Consider the following 18171-nt stretch of genomic DNA (forward strand, 5'->3'; position numbering starts at 1 on the left):
CGCCGCGATCTGGCACAACCGCACCACCGGCCAGCCCACCACCAGGTCCCTGATCGCCTACGACCACTGACCAGGGTTAGGACTTACTCGTCTAGGGGTGGCGGTGGGTGACGACGCAGGCGAGGCCGGGGCCGGCGTGGGCGGCGACGGCGGCGCCGGCCTCGGAGACGTACGTGTCGTGCAGGCGCGCGCCCAGCCGGTCCGTGAGCGCGCTCAGCAGCGTCTCGGCGCGTTGGGGTGCGGCCAGGTGGTGCACGGCCAGGTCGATCTCCGCGTCTCCGGCCGCCTCGACGGCCAGGTCCACCAGGCGGGCCAGGCCACGGCTGGCCGTGCGGACCTTGTCGCACAGCACGATGACGCCGTCCGGCATGTACAGGATCGGTTTGACCGAGAGCGCCGTGCCGAGCAACGCCTCGGCCGCGTTGATCCGGCCGCCCCGGCGCAGGAATTCCAGCGTGTCGACGTAGAAGTAGATGGTGGTGCGGTCGATCGCGGCGACGGCCTCGGCGCGTACGGCGGCCAGGTCGGCTCCGCGGCGGGCGGCCCGGGCGGCGGCGATCACCGGGAAGCCGAGGCCCATGCCGCAGGAGCGGCTGTCGACCACCGTCACCCGGTCACCGAACTCTGCGGCGGCCAGTTCGGCGGCCTCCACGGTGCCGGAGAGTCCCGCCGACAGGTGCACCGACACGACGCCGTCCGCACCGGCGTCCAGCAGCCGCCGGTACGTCCGGACGAACTGTTCCGGTGAGGGGCGGGACGTACTCACCGAGACCCGTCGGGCGCTCAACGCACGGGTGGCGTCCGCCGGTGAGGTCTGGACCCCTTCCAGTCCCTCGACGCCGTTGAGCACCACGGTCAGCGGCACCACGGTGAGCTGGTGCGCGGGCACCAGCTCGGGCGGCAGGTAGGCGGTGGAGTCGGTCACGACCGCGACGGGCATGCCCGGCACGGTAGCCGATCGGTGGGGTGCGGCGTCAGACCGCTTCGGCGGAGCCCGGTCGGGCGGACGCGGTGCTGGCGGGTGTGACCGGCGGCACGTCGACCGGCCCGACGTTGTGCGTCCGCATCTGCCACCCACGGTCGGCGTTGTGCCGCAGCTCGGTCCAGTGGCAGTTGCGCAGTGAGCCGACGGCGCGCAGCACGCTGGACTCCCAGCCGAGCAGCTGACCGCAGCCCTGGCGGGCGGCACCGCCGTGGGTGGCCACGACGACGGTGCGGCCGGCGAGTTCGTCGGCGAGCTCCTGCAGGGCGGTGCCCATCCGCTTGCCCAACTCGCTCAGCGGTTCGATCTCCGCGCCCGGGTCCGGGTCACCGGCCCGCCAGCGGGTGAACTCCGCCGGAAACTGTGCCGACGCCTCGGTGAGCAGGAGGCCCTGCCAGCGTCCGAAGTGGCGTTCGCGCAGTCGGGCGTCGGAGCGTACCGGCAGACCGGTCAGCGCGGACAGCGCACCGGCGGTGTCCGCCGCGCGGCTCAGGTCGCTGGCGACGATGGCGTCCGGTCGCAGCGCAGCCAGCAGCGGCGCGGCCTGGCGTGCCTGCTCGCGGCCGAGGTCGTTGAGGGGTACGTCGGTCTGCCCCTGCACCCGGCCGGCGGCGTTCCAGTCGGTGTTGCCGTGCCGCCAGATGACCAGCCGGGTCACTCGCCGGATCCGCTGGCGGCCTCGGCGCTGGCCAGGTCCCGGTCGACGAACGGGATGGTGGGGCAGTCCTTCCAGAGCCGGTCGAGGGCGTAGAACTCACGCTCCTCGGTGTGCTGCACGTGGACCACGATGTCGACGTAGTCGAGCAGCACCCACCGGCCGCCGCGCTCGCCCTCGCGCCGGACCGGCTTGGCCTTCTCGGGCAGGTCGAGCAGCGCTTCCTCGATGGCGTCGACGATGGCGAGCACCTGGCGCTCGTTCGGGGCCGCGGCGAGCAGGAACGCGTCGGTGATGGCGAGCTGGTCGCCCACGTCGATGATGACGATGTCCTGAGCCTTCTTGTCGGCCGCGGCCTGGGCGGCGGCCATCGCCAGCTCGTGAGCGCGTTCCGAAACTGTCACCGTTCTCCCTCGATCACCCGTGCGATGCTTCCAAGCCTCTCACACCCGGCGGATTCCCGACTTGGCGGTTTCACGCAGTAATCGGGATGAAACAGGCTAATCATCCTGGTAGAGCCGCCGTTTCGCGATGTATTGCACCACACCGTCCGGCACCAGATACCAGACCGGCACTCCTCGGGAGACCCGCGCCCGACAGTCGGTCGACGAGATGGCCATCGCCGGCACCTGCACCAGGCTGACCGTGTCGGCGGGCACGTGGGCGTCGGTGAGTTCGAAGCCCGGCCGGGTCACCCCGATGAAGTGGGCCAGCTCGAAGATCTCGTCCAGATCCTTCCAGCTCAGGATGCGTTCCAGCGCGTCCGCGCCGGTGATGAAGAACAGTTGCGCCTTCGGACCGTACTCGGCGCGCAGGTCACGCAGCGTGTCGACGGTGTAGGTGGGACCGCCCCGGTCGATGTCGACCCGACTGACCTGGAAGCGGGGGTTCGACGCGGTCGCGATCACCGTCATCAGGTAGCGGTCCTCGGCCGGACTGACCGGGACGTCCGCCTTCTGCCAGGGCCGCCCGGTGGGCACGAACACCACCTCGTCCAGCCCGAACCGGTCCGCCACCTCGCTCGCCGCGACGAGGTGGCCGTGATGGATCGGGTCGAACGTGCCGCCCATGATCCCGACCCGCCGGATGTCTTCCCGCACACCATGATCCTATGCCGAATCCGGTTCACGCCGGGCCGGGCCGTGACCCACGGCACCGACCCGGCGACACCAGGTCAGGCGGTCATCGCCGCCACCGCCGTTCGCGCCAGGAGCGCCCGCCGCAGGTCGTCGTCGGCGTCGGTGACCACCCGGCGCAGCCCCGGCGTGAGGTCGTCGCGGGCCAGCAGGGCCGCGGCCGCCTCCCGGGTCGACAGCGCCACCGCGTACCGGGGGAACGCCAGCTTGGCCACCCCGTCGGCCACCCAGGGGGTACGCAGCCGCGCGGCGGCCGGCATGTCGTCGAAGTACCGGGTCACGTAGTCGGCGGTCAGTTCCGCCTGCTCGGGACGCCAGAAACCGGCGGCCGTCGCCTCGACCAGCCGGTTGGACAACTCGGTGTTCGACACGATGATCTCCCACGCGGCCTGCTTGGCGGCCGGGTCGGGCAGGGCGGCCCGACAGGTGGCGGCCCGCTCCGCCCCGGCGGCGCTCGGGTCGGCGGCCGTCTCGGCGGCGATCTCGGGCTCACCGGCGGCGCCCAGCACCACCAGCCGGGCCAGGACGGACCAGCGCAGCTCGGTGTCGACGGCCAGCCCGTCCGGCACGCCCCGACCGGCGAGCCAGCCACCCAGCAGGTCGGCGTCGGTGGTCACGGCGATCAGGCCCCGCGCGGCGGCCAACTGCAACGACTCCCCCGGCGCGGCACCGTCGAGCAACCGGCGGCAGGCGTCGGCGATCCGGTCCAGGGCCGCCCGCCGGGCCGCCGGGTCGAGATAGCGGTCGACCAGCGACCGGCTCAGCGCCAGCACGTCCTCGGCGATGATCACCTCGGTCTCGGTGGGCAGCGCCGCCCCGATCAGGTCGACCACCGCCTGCACCGGCCGTTCCCCGTCGGTGGCGGCGTCCAGTGCCTCGCCCCAGAGCAGCGCCCGGGCCAGCGGGTCGGCCAGCCTGGGCAGCAGCAGCGACACGGCGTCGGCCGAGGCCGGGTCCAGGCGGATCTTGGCGAACGTCAGGTCGCCGTCGTTGGGCAGCAGGACCGCCGCCGCCGGTTCGCCGACCAACCCGGTGAGCGGCGTACGCCCGTCGTCGGACTTCGGGTCGAGGTCGATCTCCTGCCGCTCGGCGGTGCCGTCGACGGCGTACCGGCCGACGCCGATGCGGTGCGGGCGCAGCACCGGGTGCGTCGGCGGGGCGGTCTGCACCACGGCCGCCTCGGCGTACCGGCCGTCGGCGTCCAGCCGCACCTCGGAGCGCAGCGTGTTCACCTGCGCGGTACGCAGCCACGACTGCGCCCAGTCGGTGAGGTCCCGGCCGCTGGCGGCACTCAGGCTGTCGAGCAGGTCGGCCAGGGTGGCGTTGCCGAACCGGTGCCGGGCGAAGTGGTCGTTCAGACCGGCCAGGAACGCCTCGTCACCGAGCCAGGCGACCAGTTGCCGCAGCACGCTGGCGCCCTTGGCGTACGAGATGCCGTCGAAGTTGAGCAGCCCCTCGGCGGCGTCGGCCACCCGCTCGGGAGCGACGGGGTGGGTGGAGGGGCGCTGGTCGGCGGCGTACCCCCAGGCCTTGCGTTGCAGCGCGAACGTCGTCCACGCCTGGTCGAACCGCGTCGCCTCGGCGGTGACCCGGGTGCCCAGGTACTCGGCGAACGACTCGTTCAGCCACAGGTCGTCCCACCAGCGCATGGTGACGAGATCGCCGAACCACATGTGCGCCATCTCGTGGGCGATCGTGGTGGCGCGCAGCTCACGCTCGGAGTCGGTGACCGCCGAGCGGAACACGTAGTCGTCGCGGAAGGTCACCAGGCCCGGGTTCTCCATCGCCCCGGCGTTGAACTCCGGCACGAACGCCTGGTCGTATTTGCCGAACGGGTACCGCTCGGCGAAGAGCTGGTGGAACCGGTCCAGGCACTGCTTCGTGATCGTGAAGATCTCGTCGGCGTCGGCGTCGAGGTGCTCGGCCAGCGACCGGCGGCAGTACACCCCGAGCGGAATGCCGTCGTGGCTGTCCCGTCGGACGTGCCAGGGGCCGGCGATCAGCGTGAAGAAGTACGTGGCGATGGGCAGGGTGGGGACGAACTCCCAGCGCCCGGGGGCCGGGTTGGCGGCCAGCGCGCCGTTGGCCGCGACCGTCCAGTGCTCCGGCGCGGTGACCGTGAGCGTGACCGGCGCCTTCAGGTCGGGCTGGTCGAAGGCGGCGAAGATGCGTTGCACGTCGTCCAGGAAGGACATCGCGTACAGGTAGGTCTCGCCGTCGGCCGGATCGACGAACCGGTGCAGCCCTTCACCGGTGTTCGTGTACGCCATCTCCGCCTCGACGGTCAGCGTGTTCTCCTCGGCCAGCCCGGTCAGGACGAGCCGGTTGTCGTCCAACGCGGCCGGATCGAGATCACGGTCGTTGAGGCGTACCGCCAGCAGGCTCGCGGGCTTCACCTCGACGAAGGTCTCCCCGTCGGTGGCCCGGAACCGGATCGTGACCAGCGAGCGGAACCGCTCGTCGCCACCGGTGAGGTCGAGGTCCACGTGGTAGGAAACGACGGAGATCGACGCGCCACGCGCGGTCGACTCTGCACGGCTCAGGCTCGGCATCCGCTTATCCTGCCCGATGAGGCATCGAACGAGCTTCCCCATTTCCCTGTACTGGAGGACTGACGCAATGACAGCGCACCCCAAGGGTGACTTCGACCTCTCCCGGGCGGTCTGGCAGCGGGCCGAGGGCGACACCTCGGAGGCGGCGGTGGAGGTCGCCTTCGTCGACGACCTCATCGGTATGCGCAACTCCGCCGAGCCGGACGGTCCGGTGCTGGTGTTCACGCAGGCCGAGTGGGACGCCTTCGTCGCGGGCGCCCAGGACGGCGAGTTCGACCTGGACTGAGCCCACCGCCGATCGCCCCGGTCGGCGGGTTCGTCCCGCCGTGCCGGACCGGGGCGGGGTCGGCGGCGGTCAGCGCCTCCCCCAAGGTGCGGCATTTCTCCGGAGTCGCCCCCGACCGCCTCGTGCATGCGAGATCGTCGGAGCCGGGGACCCACCCCGCGACGGTCGCGGGCTCACGGAGGTGACGACGATGGCGCACAGGTCGCTGGAGAAGCCGGCCCGGCGCACCACCCGGGCCCAGCTCGCCGCCATGATCCTGGCGGTGGTCTTCCTCCTGATCGGGGTGCTCGGCTTCGTCCCCGGCATCACCACGAACTACGGCGAGCTGTCCTTCGCCGGCCACCACTCCGAGGCGAAGCTGCTCGGCGTGTTCCAGGTCTCGGTCCTGCACAACCTGGTCCACCTCGCCTTCGGCGTGGTCGGCCTGGCGTTGGCCCGCAGCCTTGGCGGCGCACGTCTCTTCCTGATCGGTGGCGGCGCGGTGTACCTCGTGCTCTGGATCTACGGCCTGGTGGTCGTCGACCGGGCGGGGGCCAACTGGATACCGGTGAACGGCGCGGACAACTGGCTGCACCTGGGCCTGGCCCTGGGGATGCTGGTCCTCGGTCTGCTGCTGTCGAACCGCGCGGGCACCGGCGGACGGCTGGACGACCCGCTCGACCGCCCCTGACCCGGGGCACGACCGCGCGATCCGGCGGCGGGACCGCTCAGGCGGCGACCGGCAACCGCTTGGCCAGGTACGCCCCGACCGGCGCGTACCCACAGGACCGATAGAGCGCCCCGGCCACCGGCCCGTACGCGCCGACGGCCACCCGCAGCACCGCGCAGCCCTGGCGGAAGGCCACCTCCTCCAGCGCCACCAGCAGGTGCCGGGCGATGCCCTGCCGCCGGTACGCCGGCCGCACGTACAGTCCCGACAGCTCACCGACGCCGTCACCGAGGTCGTGGACGCCACCGCAGGCCACCGCCCGCCCGTGCAGCACGGCCACCAGGTGTCCCCCGTCGTCGCGCGGGCCGCCGGTCGCACCGAGTTCGCGCCGCCACGCCGCGACGAGGGTGGCGACCTCAGGGTCGGTGGCGAGGCGGGACTGGATCAGCATCCCGCCACGCTAAGCCGTGGGGTTTTCGCCAAGGTTTCTGGCAGTTGTACCCGTTTCGCCGAGCAGCGTGCTATTCGGCGTCGTCCGGTGCGGGAGCCGCCTCCACCTCGTCCTCCGGCCGCTGCCGGCGGGCCTTGCGGGCCGCCAACCGCTCCGCCGCGTTGGCCCGGTTCGTCTTCTCCTCCAGCCGCTCGTCGCGGCCCCGGGAGCCCGGCACGTAGTCGGCCCCGGCATAGAGGGTCGGCCGCCAGTCGAACTCCCGGTCCGCGATGCGCACCAGATCGCCCGGCTGGGCACCGGCCTTCGCCAGCTTCTCCTCCACACCGAGCCGCGCCAGCCGGTCGGCGAGGTAGCCGACCGCCTCGTCGTTGTCGAAGTTCGTCTGGCGTACCCACCGCTCCGGGCGGCCACCGAGCACCGTGTAGGAGCCGTCGTCCTGCACCTCGACGGTGAACCCGGCGTCGTCGACCGCCCGGGGGCGGATCACGATCCGGGTCGGCTCGGCCGGCGGCACGGCGGCCCGCGCCTGCTCCACCAGCTCGGCCATCGCGTAGGTGAACTCCTTGAGACCCTCCCGGGTCGCCGCCGACACCTCGAAGATCCGCAGGCCGCGCGCCTCCAGGTCGGGCCGGACGATCTCGGCGAGGTCCCGGCCGTCGGGCACGTCGATTTTGTTCAGGGCCACCATGCGCGGCCGATCGGCCAGACCGCCGTACTCGGCCAACTCCGCCTCGATGGTGTCGATGTCGGCCAACGGGTCCCGACCCGGCTCCAACGTCGCGGTGTCGATCACGTGCACCAGCACGGCACACCGCTCGACGTGCCGCAGGAACTCCAGCCCCAGGCCCTTGCCGGTGGCCGCGCCCGGGATCAGACCGGGCACGTCGGCGACGGTGAAGGTGTGGTTGTCGACCCGCACCACGCCCAGGTTCGGCACCAGCGTGGTGAACGGGTAGTCGGCGATCTTCGGCTTGGCGGCCGAGATCACCGAGATCAGCGACGACTTCCCGGCCGACGGGAAGCCCACCAGACCGACGTCGGCGACGCTCTTGAGCTCCAGCACCACGTCCAGTTGCTCACCCGGCTCGCCCAACTCGGCGAAGCCGGGTGCCTTCCGGCGGGCGTTGGCCAACGAGGCGTTGCCCCGGCCGCCCCGCCCGCCCCGGGCCACCTCGAAGGTGGTGCCGGCACCGACCATGTCGGCCAGCACGGTGCCGTCGGCGGTCTGCACGACCGTGCCGTCCGGCACGGTGAGCACCAGGTCGCCGCCGTTGGCGCCGTCCCGGTTGGAGCCCGCGCCGCCGCGGCCGTTGGGCGCCTTGACGTGCGGGCGGAAGTGGAAGTCGAGCAGCGTGTGCACCTGCGGGTCGACCACCAGCGACACACTGCCGCCGTGGCCGCCGTTACCGCCGTCGGGGCCACCGAACGGCTTGAACTTCTCCCGGTGGATCGACACACAGCCGTGCCCGCCGTCGCCGGCCTGCAGGTGCAGGACGACCCGGTCAACGAACGTCGTCACGCCGCAATCCTTCCAGCGGGGCACGACCCCGCGTGAGAAATGACGAAGCGGGCCGGGACATCAGGTCCACGGCCCGCTTCGCCTCGAAGCTACTGCTGCGGCACGATGCTGACGGTCTTGCGACCGCGCTTGGTGCCGAACTGGACCGCACCGGCGGACAGCGCGAACAGCGTGTCGTCGCCACCACGGCCGACCAGGTCACCGGGGTGGAACTTGGTGCCGCGCTGCCGGACGATGATCTCGCCCGCGCTGACGACCTGACCACCGAAGCGCTTCACGCCGAGCCGCTGGGCCGCGGAGTCACGGCCGTTACGCGAGCTGGACGCACCCTTTTTGTGAGCCATCTGAGGACGACCTACTTCCCGCTGGAGATGCCGGTCACCTTGACCTGGGTCAGCGGCTGGCGGTGACCCTGGCGCTTGTGGTAGCCGGTCTTGTTCTTGAACTTGTGGATCCGGATCTTCGGGCCCTTGGTGTGCGCGGCGATCTCGCCGGACACCTCGACCTCGGCGAGCTTGGCCGCATCGGTCACCAGGTCGTCACCGTCGACGAGGAGCACCGCGGCGAGCTTCACCGCGTCGCCGGGGGCACCGGCGAGCTTCTCGACCTCGATCACGTCGCCTTCGGCGACCTTGTACTGCTTGCCGCCGGTCTTGACGATCGCGTACATCGGAGGCGGACTCCCTGTCGTTGAGGCTGCTGGCGGTCGTCCCCGCGGCGGCTCGCCGGGTAGCAGAGGCACGGCGGCGCGGGCACACGGGAACTCGGCACACCAAAGTGCGCCGCAGGTTAGCGTACGCCATGGTCGGGGCCGGTCCCAAACCGGGCCGCCCCCATCGGCTCAGGCCACCGCTGGGCCACCGGCCGGTCACCGGCCGTGGCGTCATCAGCCGTGGCGTCCACCGCCGGGCCGCACCGGCACCACGATACGCCGGAGCCCCGCCCGGCGGATGTCACCGCGGGCGGGGCTCGTCGACGTCGGGGCGGCGGACCGGGTCCGGCTCACCGCCACGTGGTCAGGGTCGGGTACGGCGGCGCGCGCCACCACGGCGGGAGCGACGGCGGCCGGTGCCACCCTCGGCACCCTCCTCCTCGTCGCTCTCGCCCAGCGCGTCCGGGTCGTCCGGAGCGGCCAGCCGGGCCGACTCGCCCTGCTGGCTGTCGGCCACGTCCGGGGCGGCCGGGGTGTCCGTCTCGTACCGGGACAGGTCGTAGCCCATCGTGTCGTGGTAGTCGGCGTCGGCCGGGGCGGTGGTGGTCTCCTCGGTGTCGGTGACCTCGACCACGGTCCGCTCGGCGGCACCCTTGCGACCCCGACGCCGCGAGGAGCCGCTGGTCTGCTCGGCGGCCGGCGCGGCGGAGGCGACCGCCTTCACCTTCTCCGTGCCGCCGGAGCGGGGCTTCTCCGGCACCGGCTCGGTGTGGATGACCAGGCCCCGGCCCTTGCAGCAGTCGCAGGTCTCGCTGAACGCCTCCAGCAGCCCGGCACCGATCCGCTTGCGGGTCATCTGCACCAGACCCAGCGAGGTGATCTCGGTGACCTGGTGCTTCGTACGGTCCCGGCCCAGGCACTCGGTCAACCGGCGCAGCACGAGCTCCCGGTTCGACTCCAGCACCATGTCGATGAAGTCGATCACCACGATGCCACCGATGTCGCGCAACCGCAGTTGGCGGACGATCTCCTCGGCCGCCTCCAGGTTGTTGCGGGTGACCGTCTCCTCCAGGTTGCCGCCCGCGCCGGTGTACTTGCCGGTGTTGACGTCGACCACGGTCATCGCCTCGGTCCGGTCGATCACCAGGTGACCGCCGGAGGGGAGGAAGACCTTGCGGTCGAGCCCCTTGAGGATCTGCTCGTCGATGCGGTAGGCGGCGAACACGTCGGTGGTGCCCGCGTGCCGGCGCAGCCGGGCGACCAGGTCCGGCGAGACGTGCGACAGGTACGACTCGACCATGTCGTACGACTGGTCGCCCTCGATGACCAGCTCGCGGAAGTCCTCGTTGAACAGGTCCCGGACCACCCGGATGACCAGGTCCGGCTCCTCGTAGAGCAGCACCGGCGCGCCGCCCTCGGTGGACTTGGCCTGGATGTCCTCCCACTGCGCCTGGAGCCGCTTGACGTCGCGGGCCAACTCGTCCTCGCTGGCACCCTCGGCGGCGGTCCGGACGATCACACCCGCACCGTCCGGCACCAGCTTCTTGAGCGCGTCCCGCAGCCGCTTGCGCTCGGTGTCCGGCAACTTGCGGCTGATCCCGGAGGCGTTACCGCCGGGCACGTACACCAGGTGCCGACCGGAGAGCGCGACGTGACTGGTCAGCCGGGCGCCCTTGTGCCCGATCGGGTCCTTGGTGACCTGCACCAGCACCGAGTCGCCGGACTTGAGCGCCTGCTCGATCGAGCGGGCCCGCCCCTCCAGGCCGGTGGAGTCCCAGTTGACCTCGCCCGCGTACAGGACCGCGTTGCGGCCCCGGCCGATGTCGACGAACGCCGCCTCCATGCTCGGCAGCACGTTCTGCACCTTGCCGAGATAGACGTTGCCGGCCATGGTCGCGGCGGAGTTGCGGGTCACGTAGTGCTCGACCAGCACACCGTCCTCCAGGACGGCGATCTGGGTGCGGTCGCCGCGCTGGCGTACCGCCATCACCCGGTCGACCGCCTCGCGGCGGGCCAGGAACTCCGACTCGCTCAGGATCGGCGGGCGGGTCCGGCGCTGCTCGCGGCCGTCCCGGCGGCGCTGCCGCTTGGCCTCCAGCCGGGTCGAGCCGGAGACGCCCTGCACCTCGTCGACCGTGCGGCGCGGCTCCCGGATCTTCACCACGGTGGGTACGCCGTCGTCGGCACCGCCGTCGGTGTCGCCGGCCCCCCGGCGGCGGCGACGACGCCGACGCCGGGTCATCCCGTCGCCGTCGCCCTCGTCGCCGGTCTCGTCAGACTCGCTCTCGGCCTCGTCCGCGTCGCTCTGGACGGCCTCCTCGGCCTCGTTCTCGTCGGCGTCGTCGAGGTCCTCGGCGCCGCCCTTGCCCCGGCCCCGGCCCCGGCGGCCACGCCGACGGCGACGCCGCCCCGAGCCGTCCTCGTCCTCGTCGTCGGCGGCCTCCTCGGCCTCCGCGGCGGGCTCCTCCTCGACCTCGACCTCCACCTCGGCGGCGGGCTCCGGCTCGGGCTCCCGCCGACCCCGACGGCGACGCCGGGTCGGCTCGGCCGGTTCCTCGGTCGTCTCCTCCTCGGCGGCCGGTGCGGCAGCGGCCGCAGCGGCGGCGGCAGCACTCGCGGCGCGGGCGGCGGTGACCTCCTCCGGTGCCATGAACAGCACCGTCGGCGCGGTGAGCGCGGCACGACGGCGGCGGGAGCGGGGCTCCGGTGCCGGCTCGGTCGCGGCCTCCTCCGCCGTGGCCTCCCCCTGCGGGGTCACCGGCTCGGCCGGGTCGGTCTCGGTGGACTCCACCGGTGCGGCGCCCTCGGAAGGCAGCGCGGCCGAGCCGAAGTCGGTACCGGCCGCAGGTGCCGGCTCCTCGGCCACCGTCTCCTCGGCGACGGCCGGGACCTCGGCCGGCGGCGGGGTCGCCTTCTTCCGGCGGGTACGCGTCACCTTGACCGGTGGTACGACGTCCCCCCCGGCCGCCTCGACCTCGGCGGCGGCCAGCGGTTCCTCGGCGGCCTTCGACGCGGTGGTGGCCTTGCGGCGTCGCCGGGGCGTCTTCGGCGCCTCGTCCAGGTCACCGGAGACCGGGGCGAAGACCTCCGCCTGCGGGGCCTCCGAGCTGCCCGGTGCCGGGGTGCTGGACGCCTCGATCGGGGCGTCGGTCTGCTCCGCCTGGGTGACCGGGGTGGCCCGGCGACGGGTGGCCCGCCTGCGGGGCGGTGCCTCGGCGGCGGACGGGCTGCCCAGGTCGGCCGCGCCGCTCACGGTGCCGGAGGTCTCCCCCGACGCGTCGGGGGCCGCCGGTGCGGCGCCCGCCGTGCCGGTGGTGCTGTCGTCAGCGGTCTCGCCGGCCGGGTTCGCACCGGTCCGTTCGCCGCCCTCGGGCTCGTTCTCGAGCATGGACGTTCTCCAGTTCTGGCTGCCCCGGGCGCGGGTGAGCGCTGCCACGCAGGGTCGCCGCAAAGGTGTTTCCCCGGGCGCACGGGCGTGCGCGACCGGCGAAGTCTGCCTGTCTGAGCACCGACCGTCGGTCAGCGCCCGCCGATGGTTGCCCCGTCGCGGTCCGCGTCCAGCGGATCCACGATCGCACCCTGCGCGGTCAGCGTGCCCTGAGCCAGCCGGGTCACCTTCGGGGCTACCGGCGGCTCCAGGCCGGCCACCACGCGGAAGCCGGAAAGGACGTCATCGGGCCGTACGGACGGGGTGACCTGCCGCACGACCAGTTCGAGTATCGCACACGGTACGGCCGGGGCCACGGAAGGCGTCGCCGACGACGTGATCATATCGATCCGGGTGACGGCGACGCGGGCGTCGAAGGTCCGCCGCCCCTGCTTGGTCATCCGCTCCACCAGCACCTCGTCGGCGGCCAGGAACGCGGTCACCGCCTTGGCCAGGACCTCGGGGTCCACCTCCGGCAGCTCGATCCGCCAGTGGGACGCCTGGATCCGGTCGGCCAGGCCGCTGCCGGTGGCCACCACCGCGTCGAGCACGTCGAGGCCGGGCGAGAGCGCCGTGTCCAGCGCCTCCCGCAACTGCGCCGGGTCCACCGGCTCGCGCAGGCCGATCTCCAGGTACTCCGCCTCGCTGGCGACACCGGTCGGCGCGGCGCTGGCGTACGAGATCTTCGGGTGCGGGGTGAACCCCTGGGAGAAGGCCACCGGTACGCCGGCACGGCGCAGCGCCCGCTCGAACGCCCGGGCGAAGTCCCGGTGCGAGGTGAACCGCAGCGGGCCACGCTTGGCGTACCGGATGCGGACGCGCTGGACGACCGGCGCCTGGCCGCCCTCGGGCTGAGGTTTCCTACTGATCGTCCTGCTCCTCGGTGTCGGGCCCCATCCGGGGCCCCGGGGTCACTGTTGCGCGCCGGTGGGCAGCTTCAGACCGTTGACCGGGGTCAACGGGAGCAGCTTCCGGCCGGTCGGGCCGATCTGGATCTCGGTGTCCATGGCCGGGCAGACGCCGCAGTCGAAGCAGGGCGTCCAGCGGCAGTCGTCCTGCTCGTACTCGCTGAGGGAGTCCTGCCAGTCCTGCCAGAGCCAGTCCTTGTCCAGGCCGGAGTCCAGGTGGTCCCAGGGCAGGACCTCCAGCTCCTCGCGCTCGCGGGTGGTGTACCAGTCGAGGTCCACCCCGAACCCGGGCAGCACCTCGGTGGCCGCCTCCACCCAGCGCTGGTACGAGAAGTGCTCGCTCCAGCCGTCGAACCGGCCGCCGTTCTCCCACACCCGGCGGATCACCGCGCCGACCCGGCGGTCGCCCCGGGACAGCAGGCCCTCGATCAGCGAGGGCTCACCGTCGTGGTAGCGGAAGCCGATCGCCCGGCCCAGCGAACGGTCCGCGTTGATCGCCTGCTTGAGCAGCTTGAGCCGGTGGTCGATGACCTCCGGGCGCTGCATCGACGCCCACTGGAACGGGGTGTGCGGCTTCGGCACGAACCCGCCGATGGAGACCGTGCAGCGGATGTCCTTCGAGCCGGTGGCGGCCCGACCGGCCCGGATGACCTCGTGGGCCATGTCGGCGATCTCGAGGACGTCCTCGTCGGTCTCGGTGGGCAGGCCGCACATGAAGTAGAGCTTCACCTGCCGCCAGCCGTTGGTGTACGCGGTGACCACGGTGCGGATGAGGTCGTCCTTCGACACCATCTTGTTGATCACCTTGCGGATCCGCTCCGACCCGCCCTCGGGGGCGAAGGTCAGACCGGTCCGGCGGCCGTTGCGGGACAGCTCCTGGGCGAGATCGATGTTGAACGCGTCCACCCGGGTCGACGGCAGCGACAGCGACACGTTGGTGCCCTGGTACTGCTCGGCGAGGCCGGAGCACATGTCACCGATCTCGGAGTGGTCGGCGGAGGACAGCGACAGCAGGCCCACCTCGTGGAAGCCGGAGAACTCCAGCCCCTGCTGCACCATCTGCCCGACCGTGGTGATGGACCGTTCCCGCACCGGGCGGGTGATCATGCCCGCCTGGCAGAACCGGCAGCCCCGGGTGCAACCCCGGAAGATCTCCACCGCGTACCGCTCGTGCACCGTCTCGGCGAGCGGGACCAGCGGCTTGCGCGGGTACGGCCAGGCGTCCAGATCCATCGTGGTGCGCTTGTGCACCCGGAACGGCACGTCCGCCCGGTTCGGCACCACCCGCTGGATCCGGCCGTCGGGCAGGTAGTCCACGTCGTAGAAGCGCGGCACGTAGACGCTCTCGGTGCGGGCCAGCCGCAGCAGCAGCTCGTCGCGGCCACCGGGCGAGCCCTCCGCCTTCCACTCCCGGACGATCGCGGTGATCTCCAGGACCGCCTCCTCGCCGTCACCGAGCACGGCGGCGTCGACGAAGTCGGCGATGGGCTCCGGGTTGAACGCGGCGTGCCCGCCGGCCACGATCACCGGGTCGGCGTCGGTGCGGTCGGCCGCGAGCAGCGGGATGCCGGCCAGGTCGATCGCGGTGAGCAGGTTGGTGTAGCCCAGCTCGGTGGCGAACGAGACGCCGAACAGGTCGAAGTCACCGACCGGGCGGTGCGCGTCGACGGTGAACTGCGGCACCTCGTGGGTACGCATCAGCCGTTCCAGGTCCGGCCAGACCGCGTACGTCCGCTCGGCGAGCGTGTCGGGGAGCTCGTTGAGCACCTCGTAGAGAATCTGCACGCCCTGATTGGGCAGCCCCACCTCGTACGCGTCCGGATACATCAACGCCCAGCGCACGGTCGCGGAGTCCCAGTCCTTGACCACCGCACCCAGTTCGCCACCGACGTACTGGATGGGCTTGGTCACCTGGGGCAGCAGCGGCTCCAGCCGAGGCCAGACGGAATTGGCCGCGACGGGACGCTCAGTGGTGGACGGGACGCTCATGATGCCCAAGGGTACGCGCCCACCCACCGGCCACCACGCCACACCTGGCCGAGGAGGGCACCAGCGGAATCGGTCCTCGTCCGCACCGGCGGCCGGTGGTCACCGGCCACCGTCACCGGGCGTGGGCACGGGCGTGGGTACCGGCCTGGTTCGGCCCCGGTGGCACCCCGGTACTAACCTCGGGTCGGCGTGAGAGGAGATTGCCGCGATGCCGGAGCCGCAGCCGGGAGCAGACCGGCCGGTCGACGGGAACCGTCCGGACACACACCGGAACGGGGAGTCAGCGGTCACCCAGGAGCAGACCCTCGACCCCGCACCGCCTGCCACCACCTCGGCGGCGGACGAGACCCAGCCGGTCGGCGACGCCGACCCGACCAGTCCCGCCGAACCGTCCCGCCCCACCCCACCAGCCGCACCGCTCGACCCGACCCGAGTCGAGGCAGCGCCCAACCGGGCCGAGGTCGCGCCCGATCAGACGCGAATCGAGCCCGACCCGACCCGGGCCGAGGTCGCCCCCACCCGGGCCGGGACCGAGCCCGACCCAACCCGGCCGGTGGACGAGATCGACTCGACCCGGCCGGTGACCGAAGCCGACTCGACCCGGCCCGTCGACGAGGTCGACGGGCGGCACGACTCGACGCCGTCCGAGGACGACGCGCGTACCACCGTGGCACCGCCTCCCGAGGTCGGTCCGCAGGGCACCCGGATGATGCCCGAGACGACGCCCGTGCCCGATGCGACGGCTGTGGAGGAGCCCGCGCCGCGCTGGAGCGGGTCGGCCGCCGTACCGCCGCCACCGCCGCGCCGTCGCGTCTGGGGCCAGTCCGCCGAGCCCACCCTGCTGCCGCCGGTGGCGCCGGCCGACGCGCCGGAGCACCAGACCCCGGTGGACCCGTGGGCCGGCGTCGACACCAGCGGCTGGCATCTGCCCTCGTCGGACATGCCCGCCCTGCCGCCTCCCACGTTGTCCTACCCCGCACCGCCGGCGACCCGGTCCTACACCCCCGTACCGCCGCCGGTCTCACCCGCCCCGCCAGCGCACCAGCCGGCCGCGTACCCACCGCCGGTCTCACCCGCGCCACCGGCGCACCGACCGGCTGCGTACCCGCCGCCGGTGTCGTCCGCCCCACCGGCACACCAGCCCGCCGCGTACCCGCCGCAGGCCGGCCGCCCTGCCCCGCCGGCGCCCGCCGCGCCGATGCGGCCGCCGGCGGCGCCGGGTCGTCCGCAGCCGGTCGCGCAGCCGCCGGTGCGACACTCTCCGCCACCGGCGCCACCGGTCGCTCCACCGCCGGTCCGGGGCTGGCGGGGCCGCAAGGCCGGGCCTCCCGCGCCGCCGCCGGGCTGGCAGGCGCCCCCGGGGTACGCCCGTCGCCGCAAGCGCCGCCGCTGGCCGTGGGTGCTGCTGCTGACGATCGCCTGCTGCTGCGGCTGCCCGGCCTACTACGGGGTCCCGATGGCCAGCCAGTACCCGGCGAACGCCTCGCTGCCGAGTCAGGTCGCCGACCTGGAGCTCCGCCAGGACGACCGCAGTACGCAGGCCGCCCGGCAGTTGGAGTCACAGGTGCGGCAGGCGCACCTGCTCGCCGACGGCACCTTCGCCGGTATCTATGCCACCAGCGCCGGCAAGCAGGTCACCGTCTTCGGCGGCACTGGCTTCCGCTTCGCCCCCTCGGCCGACGCCGACAGCGAGATCGAACGGCTCACCCAGCAGTACTCGCTCGGCGAGGCGCAGATCGTGGAGACCGGCGTACGGGGACGGCACGAGCGGTGCGCCGTGGGCACCGTCGACGGCGTCGGGGTGGTGGTCTGCACCTCGGTCGACCACGGCAGCATCACCAGCGCGGTCTTCACCGGTCTCTCGGTGGACGACAGCGCGCAACTGCTCGCCACGATGCGGCGGCAGATCGTCTCGACGAACGGCGGCTGAGCGGGGGCCGCCTCGGACCCTCGCTCAGCCGGCGGTCGGCTCGCCCGGCGTCGACTGACCCGGCGTCGGCTGACCCGGAGTCGACTCACCCGTGGCGGACCCACCCGTGGCAGGACCGCCCGGCGTCGGCTCGCCCGGCGTCGGCGGCTTCGCGCGCGGCGGGGCGTAGCGCGGGACGTACTCCTGGCCGGTGAGCTTCTGGATCTCGGCCATCAGCTCGTCGGTCATCTCCCGCAGCGACGTGCGGTCCGCCGGGCGGCCGGTGAAGTCCAGCGGCTTGCCGAACCGTACGGTGATCTTCGCGCGTCCGGGTCGCGGCATCCGCGCGCCGATCGGCTGCACCTTGTCGGTGCCGATCATGCCCACCGGGATGATCGGGACACCGGCGGCCAGCGCCAGCCGGGCGGTGCCGGTACGTCCCCGGTACAGCCGGCCGTCCGGCGAACGGGTCCCCTCGGGGTAGATGGCGACCAGGTCGCCGCCCTGGAGCGCGGGGATGGCCGCGTCGAAGGCGGTCAACGCCGCCCGCCCGCCGGCCCGCTCGACCGGGATGGCACCCACGCCGTTGAGGACGAACCGGTGAAACGCACCCTTCGCCCCGGTGCCCTTGTAATAGTCCGACTTGGCCCAGAACGCCAGGTGCCGTGGCACCACCGTGCCGAGGAACAACTCGTCGGCCACGGACAGGTGGTTGCCCGCGAAGATCGCGCCGCCGGTCGCCGGGATGTGCTCCAGCCCCTCCACGTTCGGTTGGAAGGCCAGCCGCAGTGCCGGGGCCAGGGTGTACCTGCCGATGGTGTAGAGCAGCGGCACTGGTCCTCCGGCGGATCGAGTGGGGTAGGGGCGGTGTCACCGTAGCGGACCGTCGCACACCGACCTGCGCGAGGTGGTGCCGGTCCGCAGGCTGGAGTGCCGGATGTTAGGAAGGGTCCCCTGCTATGCACGAGGCGTTAGCAGTTGGAAGGCTCCAAGACGTTCGCCAAGGACGTGATGACGGCCGCCGGAGTGCCCACGGCCCGCGCCCACACCTGCACC

15 protein-coding genes and 1 pseudogene are annotated in these 18171 nt (G+C 72.8%); 3 read left to right on the forward strand and 13 right to left on the reverse strand.

Going from position 1 to position 18171, the window contains the following annotated elements; genetic code table 11:
* Positions 1–91: 91 nt before the first annotated feature.
* From ACWDVW_RS31745 to pepN, 5 genes are all read right to left on the reverse strand, one after another.
* Entirely contained in the window at positions 92–940 is an 849-nt protein-coding gene (locus ACWDVW_RS31745) for a DegV family protein (RefSeq protein WP_449956435.1), read from the reverse strand.
* A 34-nt stretch (positions 941–974) separates the two neighbouring features.
* Complete coding sequence (locus ACWDVW_RS31750) at positions 975–1640, reverse strand: histidine phosphatase family protein (protein ID WP_449956438.1); 666 nt, start codon at positions 1638–1640, stop codon at positions 975–977.
* Positions 1637–2041, reverse strand: a complete 405-nt coding sequence (rsfS, locus tag ACWDVW_RS31755) for a ribosome silencing factor (protein WP_396751080.1) — start codon at positions 2039–2041, stop codon at positions 1637–1639. Before rsfS ends, ACWDVW_RS31750 begins: the two co-directional genes overlap by 4 nt.
* Positions 2042–2137: 96 nt before the next feature.
* The gene (gene nadD, locus ACWDVW_RS31760; RefSeq protein ID WP_396751078.1) at positions 2138–2737 is read right to left on the reverse strand and encodes a nicotinate-nucleotide adenylyltransferase; all 600 of its coding nucleotides are present in this window, start codon (positions 2735–2737) and stop codon (positions 2138–2140) included.
* Positions 2738–2811: 74 nt separating this feature from the next.
* Entirely contained in the window at positions 2812–5325 is a 2514-nt protein-coding gene (gene pepN / locus ACWDVW_RS31765) for an aminopeptidase N (RefSeq protein WP_449956443.1), read from the reverse strand.
* Between the two features lie 67 nt (positions 5326–5392).
* Here pepN and ACWDVW_RS31770 point away from each other — a divergent pair, with 67 nt between their 5' ends.
* Positions 5393–5611 carry a DUF397 domain-containing protein gene (locus tag ACWDVW_RS31770; protein ID WP_093407559.1) on the forward strand — a complete coding sequence of 73 codons (219 nt, stop codon included), beginning with the start codon at positions 5393–5395 and terminating at the stop codon, positions 5609–5611.
* Between the two features lie 190 nt (positions 5612–5801).
* On the forward strand, positions 5802–6281 hold the full coding sequence (locus tag ACWDVW_RS31775; RefSeq protein WP_449956446.1) for a DUF4383 domain-containing protein: 480 nt from the start codon (positions 5802–5804) through the stop codon (positions 6279–6281).
* A gap of 37 nt (positions 6282–6318) precedes the next feature.
* On the opposite strand, the gene ACWDVW_RS31780 is transcribed toward ACWDVW_RS31775, so the two are convergent.
* From ACWDVW_RS31780 to ACWDVW_RS31810, 7 genes are all read right to left on the reverse strand, one after another.
* Complete coding sequence (locus tag ACWDVW_RS31780; protein ID WP_449956449.1) at positions 6319–6711, reverse strand: GNAT family N-acetyltransferase; 393 nt, start codon at positions 6709–6711, stop codon at positions 6319–6321.
* A gap of 70 nt (positions 6712–6781) precedes the next feature.
* A complete protein-coding gene (gene obgE / locus ACWDVW_RS31785; RefSeq protein ID WP_449956452.1) occupies positions 6782–8230 on the reverse strand; it encodes a GTPase ObgE in 1449 nt (482 codons plus the stop codon).
* 89 nt (positions 8231–8319) lie between these two features.
* Complete coding sequence (gene rpmA / locus ACWDVW_RS31790; protein WP_120678837.1) at positions 8320–8574, reverse strand: 50S ribosomal protein L27; 255 nt, start codon at positions 8572–8574, stop codon at positions 8320–8322.
* A gap of 11 nt (positions 8575–8585) precedes the next feature.
* Complete coding sequence (rplU, locus tag ACWDVW_RS31795; RefSeq protein ID WP_117229528.1) at positions 8586–8900, reverse strand: 50S ribosomal protein L21; 315 nt, start codon at positions 8898–8900, stop codon at positions 8586–8588.
* Between the two features lie 346 nt (positions 8901–9246).
* Positions 9247–12270 carry an Rne/Rng family ribonuclease gene (locus ACWDVW_RS31800; RefSeq protein ID WP_449956457.1) on the reverse strand — a complete coding sequence of 1008 codons (3024 nt, stop codon included), beginning with the start codon at positions 12268–12270 and terminating at the stop codon, positions 9247–9249.
* Between the two features lie 131 nt (positions 12271–12401).
* Positions 12402–13121 (reverse strand): TIGR03936 family radical SAM-associated protein, encoded by a 720-nt coding sequence (locus ACWDVW_RS31805; RefSeq protein WP_396751149.1) that lies wholly within the window; start codon positions 13119–13121, stop codon positions 12402–12404.
* A gap of 99 nt (positions 13122–13220) precedes the next feature.
* Complete coding sequence (locus ACWDVW_RS31810) at positions 13221–15206, reverse strand: TIGR03960 family B12-binding radical SAM protein (RefSeq protein ID WP_449956460.1); 1986 nt, start codon at positions 15204–15206, stop codon at positions 13221–13223.
* A 208-nt stretch (positions 15207–15414) separates the two neighbouring features.
* On the opposite strand from ACWDVW_RS31810, the gene ACWDVW_RS31815 reads away from it, so the two are divergent.
* Positions 15415–17136, forward strand: coding sequence for a hypothetical protein (locus ACWDVW_RS31815; RefSeq protein WP_449956463.1), 1722 nt, complete (start codon positions 15415–15417; stop codon positions 17134–17136).
* Between the two features lie 126 nt (positions 17137–17262).
* Here ACWDVW_RS31815 and ACWDVW_RS31820 read toward each other — a convergent pair.
* A pseudogene (locus ACWDVW_RS31820) lies at positions 17263–17949 on the reverse strand (lysophospholipid acyltransferase family protein); the annotation flags it as partial.
* Between the last annotated feature and the right edge of the window lie 222 nt (positions 17950–18171).

Source organism: Micromonospora sp. NPDC003241, assembly GCF_053589795.1.